10 protein-coding genes are annotated in these 14741 nt (G+C 41.8%); 8 read left to right on the top strand and 2 right to left on the bottom strand.

Going from position 1 to position 14741, the window contains the following annotated elements; translation table 11 throughout:
* Positions 1-12 precede the first annotated feature (12 nt).
* From IH598_13895 to IH598_13860, 8 genes are all read left to right on the top strand, one after another.
* Positions 13-1587, top strand: a complete 1575-nt coding sequence (locus IH598_13895; GenBank protein ID MBE0639605.1) for a polysaccharide deacetylase family protein — start codon at positions 13-15, stop codon at positions 1585-1587.
* A 152-nt stretch (positions 1588-1739) separates the two neighbouring features.
* Complete coding sequence (locus IH598_13890; protein ID MBE0639604.1) at positions 1740-2543, top strand: hypothetical protein; 804 nt, start codon at positions 1740-1742, stop codon at positions 2541-2543.
* A gap of 283 nt (positions 2544-2826) precedes the next feature.
* Positions 2827-7071, top strand: coding sequence for an alpha-glucan family phosphorylase (gene glgP, locus IH598_13885; protein MBE0639603.1), 4245 nt, complete (start codon positions 2827-2829; stop codon positions 7069-7071).
* Between the two features lie 115 nt (positions 7072-7186).
* Positions 7187-7852, top strand: coding sequence for a YggS family pyridoxal phosphate-dependent enzyme (locus IH598_13880; GenBank protein ID MBE0639602.1), 666 nt, complete (start codon positions 7187-7189; stop codon positions 7850-7852).
* A gap of 13 nt (positions 7853-7865) precedes the next feature.
* Positions 7866-8825: a calcium/sodium antiporter gene (locus tag IH598_13875; GenBank protein ID MBE0639601.1), complete on the top strand. Its 960-nt coding sequence runs from the start codon at positions 7866-7868 to the stop codon at positions 8823-8825.
* A gap of 131 nt (positions 8826-8956) precedes the next feature.
* The gene (locus tag IH598_13870; protein ID MBE0639600.1) at positions 8957-10654 is read left to right on the top strand and encodes a Na/Pi cotransporter family protein; all 1698 of its coding nucleotides are present in this window, start codon (positions 8957-8959) and stop codon (positions 10652-10654) included.
* A gap of 26 nt (positions 10655-10680) precedes the next feature.
* Complete coding sequence (locus tag IH598_13865; protein MBE0639599.1) at positions 10681-12936, top strand: inorganic phosphate transporter; 2256 nt, start codon at positions 10681-10683, stop codon at positions 12934-12936.
* Positions 12917-13390 (top strand): putative molybdenum carrier protein, encoded by a 474-nt coding sequence (locus IH598_13860; GenBank protein MBE0639598.1) that lies wholly within the window; start codon positions 12917-12919, stop codon positions 13388-13390. Before IH598_13865 ends, IH598_13860 begins: the two co-directional genes overlap by 20 nt.
* A gap of 22 nt (positions 13391-13412) precedes the next feature.
* Here the strand turns inward: IH598_13860 and IH598_13855 are convergent, their stop codons facing one another.
* Both IH598_13855 and IH598_13850 read right to left on the bottom strand, forming a co-directional pair.
* Positions 13413-13904, bottom strand: coding sequence for a metallophosphoesterase family protein (locus IH598_13855; protein MBE0639597.1), 492 nt, complete (start codon positions 13902-13904; stop codon positions 13413-13415).
* A gap of 7 nt (positions 13905-13911) precedes the next feature.
* Positions 13912-14730: an energy transducer TonB gene (locus IH598_13850; protein ID MBE0639596.1), complete on the bottom strand. Its 819-nt coding sequence runs from the start codon at positions 14728-14730 to the stop codon at positions 13912-13914.
* Positions 14731-14741 lie beyond the last annotated feature (11 nt).

Here is a 14741-nt window from a genome sequence, read left to right as displayed (position 1 = left end):
TTAAGATAAGATATGAAATCAATTTGTTTTTATTTCCAGGTTCACCAGCCATTCAGGTTAAAAACCTATCGTTTTTTCAATATGGGTCATGATCATTATTATTATAATGATTTCGAAAACAGCCATATCATGAGCAGGGTAGCTCAGAAATCCTACCTGCCGATGAATGACTTGTTGTTGAAACTCATCAAAAAACATGGAAAAGATTTTAAAGTGAGTTTTTCGATCACAGGCCATGCGCTTGAACAATTCGAGGCCTATGCACCAGAAGTAATCCAGAGTTTTAAAAAGCTTGCAGAAACAGGTAACGTGGAGTTTTTAGCCGAAACCTACGCGCATTCTCTTTCATCGCTCAGAAGCAAGACTGAGTTTGCAGAACAGGTTGAACTGCACAGTAAAAAAATTGAATCGCTTTTTGGTGTCAAGCCAACTACTTTCCGAAACACCGAATTGATCTACTCGGACGAAATCGGCGAAATGGTGCACGACATGGGCTACACACTCATGCTCACCGAAGGCGCAAAGCATGTGCTTGGCTGGAAAAGCTCAAACTTCATGTATTGCAACGCGCGTAACCCGAAGTTGAAAGTATTGCTCAAAAACCACACCCTGAGCGACGATATCGCTTTCAGGTTTTCCAACCACGGGTGGAGTGAGTGGCCGCTCACAGCCGATAAATTCACAGACTGGCTCCTCGATCTCAACAAAAATGAGGATGTGATCAACCTGTTTATGGACTACGAAACCTTCGGCGAGCATCAATGGCGCGAAACCGGCATTTTTGACTTTATGGCCTCACTTCCGGCCAAAGTTTTAAAAACCAAAAAATTCAAATTTGCCACACCTTCCGAACTGGAAAAGGAATTGCAACCCATCTCGGCCATTCATGTCCCCTACCCCATTTCGTGGGCAGATGAAGAGCGTGATATCACTGCCTGGCTTGGTAACGAAATGCAGGATGAAGCCTTTAGTAAATTGTATGCCCTTGAGTCCAGAATTAAAGGGTGCAACGATCCCGAAATCATGAGCGACTGGTACAGGCTACAGAATAGTGATCATTTCTATTATATGTGTACAAAGTGGTTCTCCGACGGCGATGTACATAAATATTTCAATCCCTACAATTCACCCTATGAAGCTTTTATCAACTACATGAACGTACTCTCCGACTTCACCATCAGGGTTGAAGAAAAGTGCGGAAAATCAGGTGGTGAAAAGATCATCGAAAAGGCCGGAGAATTAGGAAAGGAGATTTCCGATGTCACCAGGAAAGCAGTAAAAGCCACCACCAAAAAAGTTCAGGAAGTGGTTGCTTCTGCCAAAACCGAGTCCGTCAATCTTGACCATATCAAGGATCTATCGAATGCAAAGGTAAAATCCCTGCTTAAGGAAATTGACGCTCAAAACCTGCTTTATGCGCTGAAAGACGCTACGGATGAAGTGAGAGACAAAGTGCTGCCCAACCTCACCAAATCGGCAAAAGCTGAATATGACCGGCTTGCCGGTGAAATTAAAAAGATAAACAAAAACGACATCGCTGAAAGCAGGAAGAAAATTGCAGAGAAGATTTCAAAGTTCCTCTCATGATTTAGCTTGAAAGTTAACCGTGAAGAGACGAACAATGAGCAGAGGTTCTATTCTTAAATGAAGACAGCCTCTGTTTTTTTTACACAATATTTTACATCATGCTATTTGTAAATGAATTACTAACCAGATTGATAACTAAAAGAAACCATAAAATGGAAACCGAAACAATTGATGATAATCAGCCTGATAAGACAAATAATCAGGGAATCAATTTTGAAAAGTACAAGTTAAAAATTGAATTACTGAAATGGTTTATCGGAAGCGTAGCGTTGGTTGTGATGACTACTGTCATAGATTATGGCTTCCGCGACAGGGCTGCCGGTATGCAGGAAATGCAGCAGTATGATAAATATGTAACCGAGTTAATAGTTCTGAATAAGGAACCGGGGCAGAAACGGATGTTGGCTCAATTTTTTGCTTATGTTACACCTTCTGAAAAATTGAAAAAAGGATGGTACGACTATTACAACGAAGTTGATAAAGAATACCAAAAGTATATCGCTCCTGTTCTTGTGAACGATTCGATAACAAGAGCAAAATACAATCAAATAATCCTTGATGGTGACAATGATAACCTTCACCACCAGGAGCAACTCAGCATGTTGAAACAGCAAATGGAGAACAATCAACGGCTGATAAATCCTGAAATCATACTTCCTGGGAAAAGCATTACCAGTAAAGACTTTGAAACTGCTTTGGAATGGCAAACAAAAGGATTTTCATTTCTTCTTTCCAGAGATATTGATGATGCCATCCATGCTTTTAGTAACAGCGAGAATGCTTACAATGGATTTAACATGGTTTATGAAATACACAGGTACCTGAGAGCCAACAGAGAGAAGTTGATCGACAAGGAATCCGCAGAATGGGAAACTGCTTACAGCAAAATTGCAAACGATTTTTCATGGAAAATGCCGCCTGAAATTAAATCAAAACTTCTTGAATTGAGTAAATAGTTTACAAACAATCTCTTAAGTAAAATTGGTAGAAAATAATCCTCGTTTTAAAAATTTGACAGCCTGTCCATACTAGTGCAAAAACTGTTAGCTTTTGAGATTTGACTGATTATTGTCTGCTTTTTTCACAACTAAAAAAATCCCTAATCTAACCCAATGTTCCTCAACTGAATAACCCTCATTTTACAGGAAAGTACTTTGTAAAACCTTGTAATTACAAAGGTCTGATTAATGTTTTAGCTATTTTTGCCCCCTCAATTTAAAATTAATTGTACAGACGAAAATGACAGAAGAAAGATCACTCAAGCCCAACTATGTGTTCGAAACGAGTTGGGAAGTTTGCAATATGATAGGCGGTATTTACACCGTACTGTCAACAAAAGCCCCGATAATGAAAAAGGAATTCGGTGACCAGTACATCACAATTGGTCCCGATGTTTGGAAAGAAGCCCGCAAGAATCCGACCTTTACTGAAGATAAAGCCCTATTTGCCGAGTGGCGCGAATCGGCCGCCGAAGCAGGTCTCTTTTTCCGCATTGGGCGATGGAACATTGAGAGCAGCCCCATCGCTGTTCTTGTTGATTTCACAACCCTTTTTCCGGAAAAAGATAAAATTTTCGCAAAACTATGGGAGCGCTACCAGCTAGACTCCATCAGTGGTCAGTGGGATTATGTAGAGCCGGCCATGTTTGGTTACGCTACCGGGAAAGTGATAGAAAGTTTTTTCAATCATTATCTTAGTTACTCCGATAAGGTTGTGGCTCATTTCCATGAGTGGATGACCGGCTCTGGTATCCTTTACCTGAATGAATTTGCTCCGCAGGTGGCCACCGTATTTACAACACATGCCACTACAATTGGGCGTTCGATTTCAGGAAACGGATTGCCTCTTTATGGTAAAATTAATGAATACAACGGAGACGACATGGCCAGGCAACTGGGGATTGTTTCCAGGTATTCTCTCGAAAAAAAGAGCGCTATTGCTGCCGATTCATTCTCAACAGTGAGCGCGATCACAGCGGTTGAGACGGATAAATTGCTGGGAAAAAAGGTTGATCTCGTTACACCTAACGGGCTCTCCGCATCACTTTTTCTGGATGAGAAGAAATTTTTAAAGAAACGGGAAACAGCCCGTAAACGAATGGCAAAAGTTGTAGAAGCGCTCCTGAATTGTAAGATTTCAGAAGATGTCTTCCTGACGATTACCAGTGGAAGATACGAGTTCAGAAATAAAGGTATTAACCTGTTTATTAGTGCGATCGGAAAGGTTGCCAGGGAGAATCCCGACAGGGAAATTATTGCTTTTGTGAAAATTCCGGCTAACCATTCAGGCGCCTGTAAAGGACTACTCGAACGGATGAAAAAAACTGATTTTGAGCATCCGATAGCCGGTGAATACCTTACACATGATCTTTATTACCCTGCTGAGGATGCCATTCTGAAGGAGATTAAAAAAGCTGGGTTGACTAATGCGCCTGAATCAAAGGTGAAGATTGTCTTTGTCCCCGCTTATCTTAATGGAGATGACGGCATTTTTGATCTTTCTTACTACGACCTGCTTCCGGGTTTCGATCTGTCGGTTTTTCCCTCTTATTATGAGCCATGGGGGTACACACCCCTCGAAAGCATCGCTTTCAGGGTTCCTACCATTACTACCATGCAGGCAGGTTTTGGAAAATGGGTGCTCGATCAATTCCCGGATAACCATCCGTCAGTTTCGGTAATCAATCGACCTGACAATGATGATGCACAGGTAATTGATGAACTCTCAGGGATGATTCAAAAGTTTGCCAGGATGCCTTTTGACCAACAAACTGACCTTAGAGAAAATGCTTCGGAAATTGCAAGCAAAGCCGACTGGCAGGATTTTAACGAACACTATCTTGAGCTTTATTCCCTGGCGCTTGAAAAAGTTGAAGGGCGGGTTGAAACTTTCCCTGTAAGGACTCCTTTGAAACGTAAGACAAAACTAACTGAGACACCCCACCAGGACGCCCCGGTATGGAAAAAAGTAGTCATCGAACCCAAAATACCTGAGAAACTCAAAGGGTTGCAAAAACTGTCCAGAAATCTTTGGTGGTCATGGAATTTCAAAGCAACGGATATGTTTGAAACCATTAACCCCGAAATATGGAAAGAGGTTGGACAAAACCCGATTGCGCTGCTCGACTCGTTGAACATTGATCAATGGCGGGCATTGGAAAGCGATAAGGTATTCCATGAAAAATACCTTGAGTCCTACAACAAATTCAATGACTATATTGCTGAAAGCAAGAATAAACCTAAAGCACAGATTGCTTATTTCAGCATGGAATATGGACTGCATCAGTCCCTTAAACTATACTCCGGCGGGCTTGGAGTGTTGGCCGGTGATTATCTGAAAGAAGCCAGCGACTCCAACGAAAACCTTGTCGCTATAGGCCTCATTTACAAATATGGATATTTTCAGCAAAGTATCTCTGCCTTTGGCGACCAGGTGGCCGAGTATCAGGCACAGAAGTTTTCACAACTCCCCATCGAAAAGGTACTGGATGCAAATGGCAATCAGGTCGAAATCCAGATCGGACTACCCGGCAGGCTGCTCTACGTAAGGGTTTGGCGCTGCGGGGTAGGGAGAATCCCCCTGTACCTTCTTGATACGGATTTTTCGGAAAACGAAGAAACTGATCGTAAGATCACCCATCACCTTTATGGGGGCGATTCCGAGAATCGCCTAAAACAAGAGTTGGTGCTCGGTGTGGGAGGTATCCGGGTGCTCAAAGCGATAGGAATTGAGCCAACAATATATCACAGTAACGAGGGACATTCAGCATTTATCGGGCTTGAGAGGCTCCGGTATCTCATCCAGGAAGAAAAACTTACTTTTCATCAGGCCATCGAAGTAGTACGTTCATCAACACTTTTTACAACACATACCCCCGTACCTGCAGGACACGATGTGTTTACCGAGGATTTGCTGCGTACCTACTTCCCTCACTACCCCGAGCGGCTAAACCTTACCTGGGATGAGTTTATGAATCTTGGTAAATGGGTTGAAAACGGAGCGGAAACCAAATTCTCGATGAGTGTGCTGGCAGCCAAGCTTTCGCAGGAAATCAATGGCGTGAGCCGCATTCATGGAAGGGTTTCTCAGGAAATGTTTGCAAAACTTTACGATGGTTACTACCCTGCCGAATTGCACGTGGGATATGTTACCAACGGAGTTCACCTTCCAACCTGGGCGTCAAAACCCTGGAAGCAGCTTTACAAAAAGATTTTCGGTGAAGACTACAAACAAAAGCAGACCAATTTCGATATGTGGCAGGTTGTGCATGAGGTGGAAGACAAAGTAGTTTGGAATTCACGAAAACAACTGAAAAAAGACCTGATCACTTACCTCAAGGTGCGACTCCGTGAAGAGATGACCAAAAGGCAGGAAAACCCGAAACTTGTCATTCAAACTGTTGAATCGCTGAACGAAAACGCACTTACCATCGGATTCGCCAGAAGATTTGCAACCTATAAACGGGCAAAATTGCTCTTTTCCAATCTCGAACGTCTTGAAAAACTCGTGAACAACTCCGGAAGACCTATTCAATTCATTTATGCCGGAAAAGCCCACCCCAAAGATACCGAAGGCCAGGAACTGATTAAAAAAATCATCGAAATTTCCAAAACCAAAGCCTTCATCGGGAAAGTGATTTTTGTGGAAAACTACGATATGGAACTGGCTCACATGCTCATTCCAGGGGTTGATATTTGGCTGAATACCCCTACCCGACCACTCGAAGCTTCAGGAACAAGTGGCGAAAAAGCTGTGATGAATGGCGTGGTCAACTTTTCGGTGCTCGATGGATGGTGGGCTGAAGGTTTTAAAGAAAATGCCGGTTTTGCCATTCAGGAAGCCAGAACTTACGCCAACCAGCAGTTCCAGGATGAACTTGACTCTGAGATCATTTATAATGTGTTCGAAGAAAACATTCTACCGCTGTATTACGATGTAAACGCTGACGGAATCCCTGAAAAATGGGTGAAGTACATCAAGAATACAATTTCGGACATTGCCCCTCATTTTACAATGAAGCGAATGCTCGAGGACTACCAGGGCAGGTTTTACAGCAAACTCATCGAAAGAACCAACATGATTCGTCAAAGCAATTACAGGCTTGCCGATGAATATGCACAATGGAAGCAGGAGATCCGCTCAAAATGGCATGAGATCAAACTGGAAAAACTAATGATATCCGACGCCGAAAGCCCAATTTACCTTGAAGACACCTTTTCAGCCGAGGTTACTCTATACAGCAATGGTATTTCACCAAAGCATCTTGGAGTCGAAATCCTGTTTTCTCAAAGAGATATCAGTGGTGTGAGGAAAATTCTGTTCACCCGCGAAATGACACCCCTTGAGGTAGTCAACAGTCGGGCAAGATATACTGTGGATATCCCTGCATCACAAGCGGGAACATTCAATTATGGATTCAGGGTTTTCCCTAAACATAAACTTATTCCGCACAGGCAGGATTTTGCACTGGTGAAGTGGATATAACTTTCAACAATTTGCAGAAGCTCCCGGATTCCATAGAGGTTACACCGGGAGTTTCTTCTTTTTGCAGCTATCACCTTCAATCCATTCTTGCTAACTTTGTAAAAAATATTTTGTAATGCAAATTACTGAAAACATTATTAAAATAAGGAGCGAAATCCCATTGCATGTCAGATTGGTTGCGGTTTCCAAAACCAAAGGCATACCTGAAATCATGAAGGCTTACGATGCCGGACAACGATTGTTTGGCGAAAACAAAGTACAGGAGATGATAGCCAAACAGCCCGAATTGCCTGCCGACATCCAATGGCACTTTATCGGGCATTTACAAACCAACAAAGTCAAATTCATTGCCCCTTTTGTTGCTATGATCGAATCTGTTGATCGACTGAAAGTGCTCCGGGAGATCAACAGGCAGGCTGAAATCATCGGGAGAGTTATTCCGTGCCTGCTGCAATTTCATATTGCCGAAGAAGAGACAAAGTTCGGACTCGATTTGGCAGAGGCTGAACAAATGCTCAATGGCCAGGAATACAAATCCATGAAAAATATTCAACTTCAGGGTGTGATGGGAATGGCCACTTTTACCGAAGAGATAGAACAAGTGCGACGCGAATTTAAAAACCTCAACAGGATATTTCAGAAATTAAAAAGTAACTATTTCGCCACCGATCCCACATTCAGTGAAATTTCGATGGGCATGTCGGGCGACTACCAGGTTGCTATCGAAGAAGGCAGCACCCTCATTCGTGTAGGAAGTTTGATTTTTGGTGAACGAAATTGATTTGATCCAAACAATGATAGTCCATTACATCACATTTGCCGCCGGATTTGTTATATTGATCTTAGGCGCCAACTACCTTGTCGAAGGAGCTTCCTCGCTCGGTAGAAAACTGAACATGTCGTCAATCATCATTGGATTCACAATCGTGGCGGCAGGGACATCTTTACCTGAACTGATTATTAACATATTTGCCAGTATCAGTAAGAAAACAGACCTTGCCATAGCTAATGTGGTCGGAAGCAACACGATGAACACACTCCTGGTGATAGGTGCTGCCGCGCTTATCTTTCCGATAGTTCCCAGCCGCCGCACAGTGTACACTTTTTTACCGATAAGCCTGCTGGCGGCGCTGCTTCTCGCTTTTTTTGCCTGGATCAACTTCTCTTCTGATGCTCCTTTTGCTATCATCAGTCGTTGGGAAGGTATCTTTTTTCTTGCACTGTTCATCGGGTTTCTTGTGTTTTCGATGTATTATGCAAGAACCGAAACAGAGAGCGATGTTGAGGAGGTAAAAGAATTTACATTGAAGCGTTCCCTACTTTACGTAATTGCAGGAATAGCCGGATTGTATTTTGGTGGCGAATGGGTTATGGGGGGTGTAAATCACCTGATGGTTCAATTCGGTCTGAGCCAGGCCATTGTTGGGATTGCTATTGTTGCCGTAATTACCTCTTTGCCCGAATTGGTAACCTCCATTCTTGCTGCTTTTAAAAAAAACTCCGGGATTGCTCTCGGTAATGCTTTAGGTTCCAACATAGTAAACGTTTTTCTTGTGCTGGGCGTTAGCTCAGTGATCACACCACTGCACTATTCATCACTACTCAATTTGGATGTTACATTGATGGCATTGGCCAACCTGGCCGTTTTTTTCTTTGTAATTGTTGGCAAAGGAAGACAGATCAACAGGTTGGAAGGGTTTATAATGATGCTGATCTATTTTAGCTATTTCGGTTTCCTGATTTGGCGCGGATAGGTTCATCAATCCATCCCGGAGCATCTGATATTAATAAATCATTAATTTTTTTTCAGCAAGATGAGTCAATCCCTGAAAAAATTGGTATTTTGCACCACTTTTTGAACAGAAAAAAAACGCCCGTTAACTGAATGACAGCGATATTTCAGGCAGTAATACAGATACTTACATTAATTGGTGCTATAGGCTTGTTCCTATATGGAATGAAGGTTATGAGCGAATCGTTGCAAAAGTTTGCCGGTTCAACGATTCGTAACTGGCTCAGCCGAAAAATTTCAAACCCATGGAAAGGTATTCTGGCCGGTGCATTACTCACCGGTACTATTCAATCGTCTTCAGCTACTACGGTAATGCTGATTAGTTTTGTCAATGCCGGATTAATTTCCTTTAAATCATCACTTGGCGTAGTCTTCGGAGCAAATATCGGTACAACCGTTACTGCCTGGATCGTGAGTCTGGCAGGCATTAACAGTGGTTTTGACTTTTACATGATTGTACTCCCGCTCATCGGCCTTTCAATACCTCTTCTTCTATCGGCCAAAAACCTGAATCGGTTCCGGGCTGAGTTCATCATGGGATTTGCAATTCTATTTATTGGAATTTTTCTTTTCAAGCAGCACATTCCACAGATTGATGAAACAACAAAGATGTTTCAGGTACTTCATGCATTAAGTGCTTCACGATTTATCAATACTCTGGTTTTCATTGGAGTTGGAACAATCATCACCATCATGTTTCAGTCTTCCAGTGCCACTATTGCACTTACTATGGTGCTTGCTGCCCAGGGCTGGCTCTCTCTCGATGATGCTCTTGCCATGGTTTTGGGTGAAAACATCGGAACTACTTTCACGGCAGTCATTGCCTCTATGGTAGCTAATCGTGCCGCAAAAAGAACGGCTTTGGCTCACCTGATTTTCAATGTTATTGGTGTGATCTGGGCATTCATTTTATTTAGTTTCCTGGTTTCTGCAATACATGAGTCTATTAAGTTTTTACAAATTGCAACCGATCGGCCATCTGAAGCGATCATTCCGGTAGGGATTGCACTTTTTCACACTTCTTTTAACGTTTTGAACACCTTGCTTTTAGTTACTTTTTTCAATCAATTTGACAATTTTTGCAACAAGCTTTTACCTAATGGCAACAAAGAGGATTTTGAGCTGAAGTATATCGATTCTGGGATCATCTCAGTTTCCGAACTTTCTGTAGTTCAGGTTAAGATGGAAATTGCCCTAATGGGGTCTCATACACTACGCATTTTCAACCTGATACCCGAACTGTTGGTTGAAAAAAATGAACGGAAATTCAGTAAAAAACTTAAAGCAATTCAAAATTATGAGGATGGAATTGATAAACTGGAATTGCATATTGCTGGATTCATCACCAGAATGTTTCAAAACAACCTCAGCGAAAAAGGATCACGACGGCTTCGCTCTATGCTAAAGGTTATTGATAACCTCGAAAGCATTTCTGACATGTGCTTTCAGATGTCTTTAACCATATCCCGGAAAAATGAAGCAGCAGCGTGGTTTACACCCGGGCTTCGCAGTAACCTTGATAAATTGATGAACCTGATCGAGTCGTCGCTTAAATTGATGATCCAGAATTTAAATGCTGAATTTGGTAAAGTGGATGTTGAAAAATTTGAAATCATGGAATCAGAAATTAATGAAATGAGAAATCAACTTAAGAAGGCTTACCTCGAAGGCTTGAAAAACAATGAATACCCTTATCAGACAGGAGTCTTTTATAATGATATGCTCGGGTTACTCGAAAAAATCGGCGATCATGTTTATAATGTCAATTATTCAATCTATTCGGCTAATTAAACAGACACAATTTAAATAGTAAAAAAATGGATATTTATCTTATTATTGTAATCGTACTTGTAGCATTTGCAATTTCAGACCTTGTGGTTGGTGTAAGCAATGATGCCGTAAATTTTTTAAACTCGGCGGTTGGATCAAAAGTAGCCCCGATGCATGTTATTATGATTGTCGCCAGCCTTGGTGTCGCTATTGGGGCAACATTTTCGAGCGGTCTGATGGAGGTAGCGCGCAGTGGCATTTTCCATCCAGGCGAATTTGCATTTTCCGAAATCATGGTCATTTTCCTTGCTGTGATGGTTACCGATATTATTCTTCTTGATTTGTTCAATACCTTTGGATTACCCACTTCAACCACGGTTTCTATTGTCTTTGAATTGTTAGGCGCCGCGGTAGCTGTTTCCATCATCAAAATCTATCAATCTTCCGAAAGCATGGCCGAATTAGGCAGATATATCAACTCTGCAAAAGCATTGGCCATTATTTCAGGAATTCTGCTTTCAGTCTTCATTTCTTTTACAATCGGAGCAATTGTTCAATTTCTTGCACGGCTTGTTTTCACGTTTAGTTATGAAAAAACATTAAAATATTATGGCTCCATCTGGGGTGGGCTTTCCATTACAGCCATTACTTACTTTATGGTAATAAAAGGAGCAAAAGGAGCATCCTTTATCAACGAGGCTATGGCTCAATGGCTTGATACACATACCATGCACATTATCATATATGGTTTTATTGGTTGGACCCTGATTTTGCAATTATTAAACATGTTGTTCAAAGTTAGTATCCCAAAAGTAATTGTCCTGTTCGGTACATTCGCCCTGGCATTTGCATTTGCCGGTAATGACCTTGTCAATTTCATCGGAGTACCGCTTGCAGGCTATGAGTCGTATAAAACTTTTATTGCTACACCCGGAGCTAACCCCGATGCATTTTTTATGGGGTCGCTTTCCAGGCCAATCCATACCAGCACACTTTATTTGCTCTTCGCTGGCTTTGTTATGGTAATAACCCTATGGTTTTCGAAAAAAGCAAGATCTGTCATTGATACATCAGTCAATTTGGCAAGGCAGGGAAGCGGAGATGAACGTTTTGGTGCTTCTGCTTTATCAAGAACCATAGTCAGAGGTACACTGGCACTGAACAAATCGTTTTCGTCGTTCATTCCTGATTTGATAAGAAGCCGGATAGATAAAAGGTTTCAAATCCCCAAAAGCATCCGGAAAAGTGGCACATCAAAGGAAATGGCATCCTTCGATGTTATCAGGGCGTCGGTTAACCTGGTCGTTGCTGCTGTTCTTATTGCTTTGGGCACTTCCTTAAAGTTGCCATTATCCACTACCTATGTAACATTTATGGTAGCTATGGGGACTTCCCTGTCCGACCGTGCATGGGGTCGCGACAGCGCTGTATACCGCATTCAGGGAGTGTTTTCAGTGATTGGTGGCTGGTTTCTTACTGCGATCGTCGCATTTACCGTTTCATTTATCATCGCGTGCATCATTTACTGGGGTGGAATGATCGCCATTGGAATCGTGATCCTGTTGGTCATTTTGCTTATTTATCGTACCTATCGTGCCCATAAATCAGCACAATCAGAAAAAATTGCCGACGCAGCAGAACTTGAAATTGAAGAGATAACAAGCGCCTCAAGTGTTTTTGAAAAATGTATCAAGCACACAGTAAGCACCCTTGAAAAAGTTCCCGGATTTTATGAAGAGTTGATTAAAGGTCTTCATCAGGAAGACCGGATGATCCTGAAAGAATTGAAAAAAGACATCAGGAAATTTAACAAGAAAACAAAACGTTTGAAGGATAATGTGAGCGATACTGTTGTTCATCTCCAGATTGACCAGATTGATACCGGACATTATTATGTACAGAGTGTAGACTACCTGCGTGAAATTGCCCACTGTCTAAATTATATGACCAATCCTGCTTATGAGCATATTGACAACAATCACACTGGTTTAGATGAATTTCAATTGCAGGAATTCAATGCAATTTATGAGGGAATTTCTTTGCTCTACAGCGAAATCAATAATAAGATCAAGTCGAAAAAGTACAGCGATCTTGATCAGATTATTCTAAAACAACAGGAACTGCTTCAACTGATTGCTGAAAGCCGTAAAAACCAGGTAAAACGTTTGAAAGAAAAACAGTTGCACACCCGCACCAGTTTGCTCTATTTTGATCTTTTGGCCGAAACGAAAAACCTGCTCCTTTACTCAATCAACCTGTTAAAATCACAAAGAGACTTCATCAGTGAAATTTCCAAGAAATAACGTGGTCATTCATTCTGGGGGTCAAACCGGTGTTGATCGCGCTGCACTGGATTTTGCCTTGTGTAATGATATCAATTGTACAGGCTGGTGCCCTCAAAACAGGGGCGCCGAAGACGGGCCAATCAATTTCAGGTACCCCCTGCGACAGGTGTATTCTTCTAATCCTATCTTGCGAACCGAACTCAATGTAATTGATTGCGACGGAACATTCATCATCATTTTCGATGAAATGGACCAGGGAACACTGATGACACAGGATTTTGCAAGATTGTACGAAAAACCTTTATTTGTATGGATGATTGGAAATAAAAACAACGATCCTGGAAAATTTAAAAGATGGCTGGTACAGCACAATATCAAGCATTTAAATATTGCTGGCCCCCGCGAAAGTTTTGCTCCCGGGATCTATCAAAATACACTGGAATTACTTGAGAGGTTGTTGATGGATGATTAGATCAACAGTGGAATCATAATTTTTATCGGTCTTTTTCGAAAATCTCAAGGTTCCCGATTTTATCCTGATTGATTTCAAACCTGACTAAAGTTATTTTCTGATGAAGGCCTGAATTTCCGGCTGCACCCGGATTGACATGTAAAAGCTGGTAAGCAGGATCGAAAATCACTTTTAAAATGTGAGAATGACCCGTTATAAACAGGTGAGGTTTTTCGCTGAGGATCACCTCTTTTGCCTTTCTCTCCCACCTTCCGGGATAGCCTCCGATATGCATCATTACCACTTTAACTTTTTCGATTGTAAAAATGGCGACTTCAGGGTAAATCATCCTGATTTCCAGGCCGTCAATGTTTCCATAAACAGCCCTTAAAGGTCTGAACGCATTGATTTCGTCGGCTAATCTTACAGAACCGATATCACCAGCGTGCCATATTTCATCACATTGAGTGAAAAAATCAAACGCCTGTTTCGGTAAACTGCTGTGCGTGTCGGAAAGTAAACCGATTTTTCTCATCCTGGTTTTAGAACTGGTTATTATTGCTGGCAGGTATGTAACGAAGATTTTCGTAATCAGCAAGGTTGAAAGTGAGATGTAATATCATTTCGGTTCGAACTGCCTTGTCTTCTGAGATACCCGGCTCCCACTTCATGAGTTTCAACAGCCTGATGGCTTCCTCATTACATCCTCCGCCCACACTTTTATCAACTTTAATATTGGATACCCTGCCTGATGGTTCGACAACAAAAAATAACGCTACAGTTCCCATAATCTCCTGGCTTAATGCAGCTTGTGGATAAACCATGTTTTCACTGATGAAGTTACCGAAACGCATTCCAGGCTTTTCAAAGACTGGTTTTGGAGGTTTGTTGAGTTGCCCGGTCTTGTAAACGATCAAAGTCGTATCCACCGGCTCATAAGGATACTTAATCTTTTCGTATCCTCTCTTCTTTACCGCCCTTAGGTACTTCTTTATTTTGAAATCGATTTCAATCATAGCTTCAGAATCCAAATTCATTCCACGGTAAACGGAAGGTTCCCAAAGTAAATGACTAAATATACGCAGCGCCTCTGCATCAAGTTCAGGGCTCGCCGGGTTGCTAACCCTGATATCCTTCGTATCTCCATCCTTGGTTACAATGCATGTTATCATGACAGTTCCTTCAGTTTTATCTTTCATTGCCTTTTCAGGATAAACCATCTCCTCTGCAATATAATCATTAAGCTGTTGCTTCCCTCCGAAATTTTGGGCAGGCTTCAGCTCAAAGTACTGAGCACTGGCAAAACCGTTGAAAACCAGTGAAAATACAAAAGTGATCATCCAGTGATTTATTTTAGACATTTCAACCGAAT

The organism is Bacteroidales bacterium (assembly GCA_014860585.1).
Lineage (GTDB): Bacteria > Bacteroidota > Bacteroidia > Bacteroidales > 4484-276 > RZYY01.
This window is presented reverse-complemented; position numbering and strand designations above follow the sequence as displayed.

Coding starts and splice junctions, on each gene's coding strand:
- IH598_13895 (MBE0639605.1), top strand. CDS start 13: ATGAAATCAATTTGTTTTTATTTCCAGGTTCACCAGCCATTCAGGTTA.
- IH598_13890 (MBE0639604.1), top strand. CDS start 1,740: ATGGAAACCGAAACAATTGATGATAATCAGCCTGATAAGACAAATAAT.
- glgP (MBE0639603.1), top strand. CDS start 2,827: ATGACAGAAGAAAGATCACTCAAGCCCAACTATGTGTTCGAAACGAGT.
- IH598_13880 (MBE0639602.1), top strand. CDS start 7,187: ATGCAAATTACTGAAAACATTATTAAAATAAGGAGCGAAATCCCATTG.
- IH598_13875 (MBE0639601.1), top strand. CDS start 7,866: ATGATAGTCCATTACATCACATTTGCCGCCGGATTTGTTATATTGATC.
- IH598_13870 (MBE0639600.1), top strand. CDS start 8,957: ATGACAGCGATATTTCAGGCAGTAATACAGATACTTACATTAATTGGT.
- IH598_13865 (MBE0639599.1), top strand. CDS start 10,681: ATGGATATTTATCTTATTATTGTAATCGTACTTGTAGCATTTGCAATT.
- IH598_13855 (MBE0639597.1), bottom strand. CDS start 13,904: ATGAGAAAAATCGGTTTACTTTCCGACACGCACAGCAGTTTACCGAAA.
- IH598_13850 (MBE0639596.1), bottom strand. CDS start 14,730: ATGTCTAAAATAAATCACTGGATGATCACTTTTGTATTTTCACTGGTT.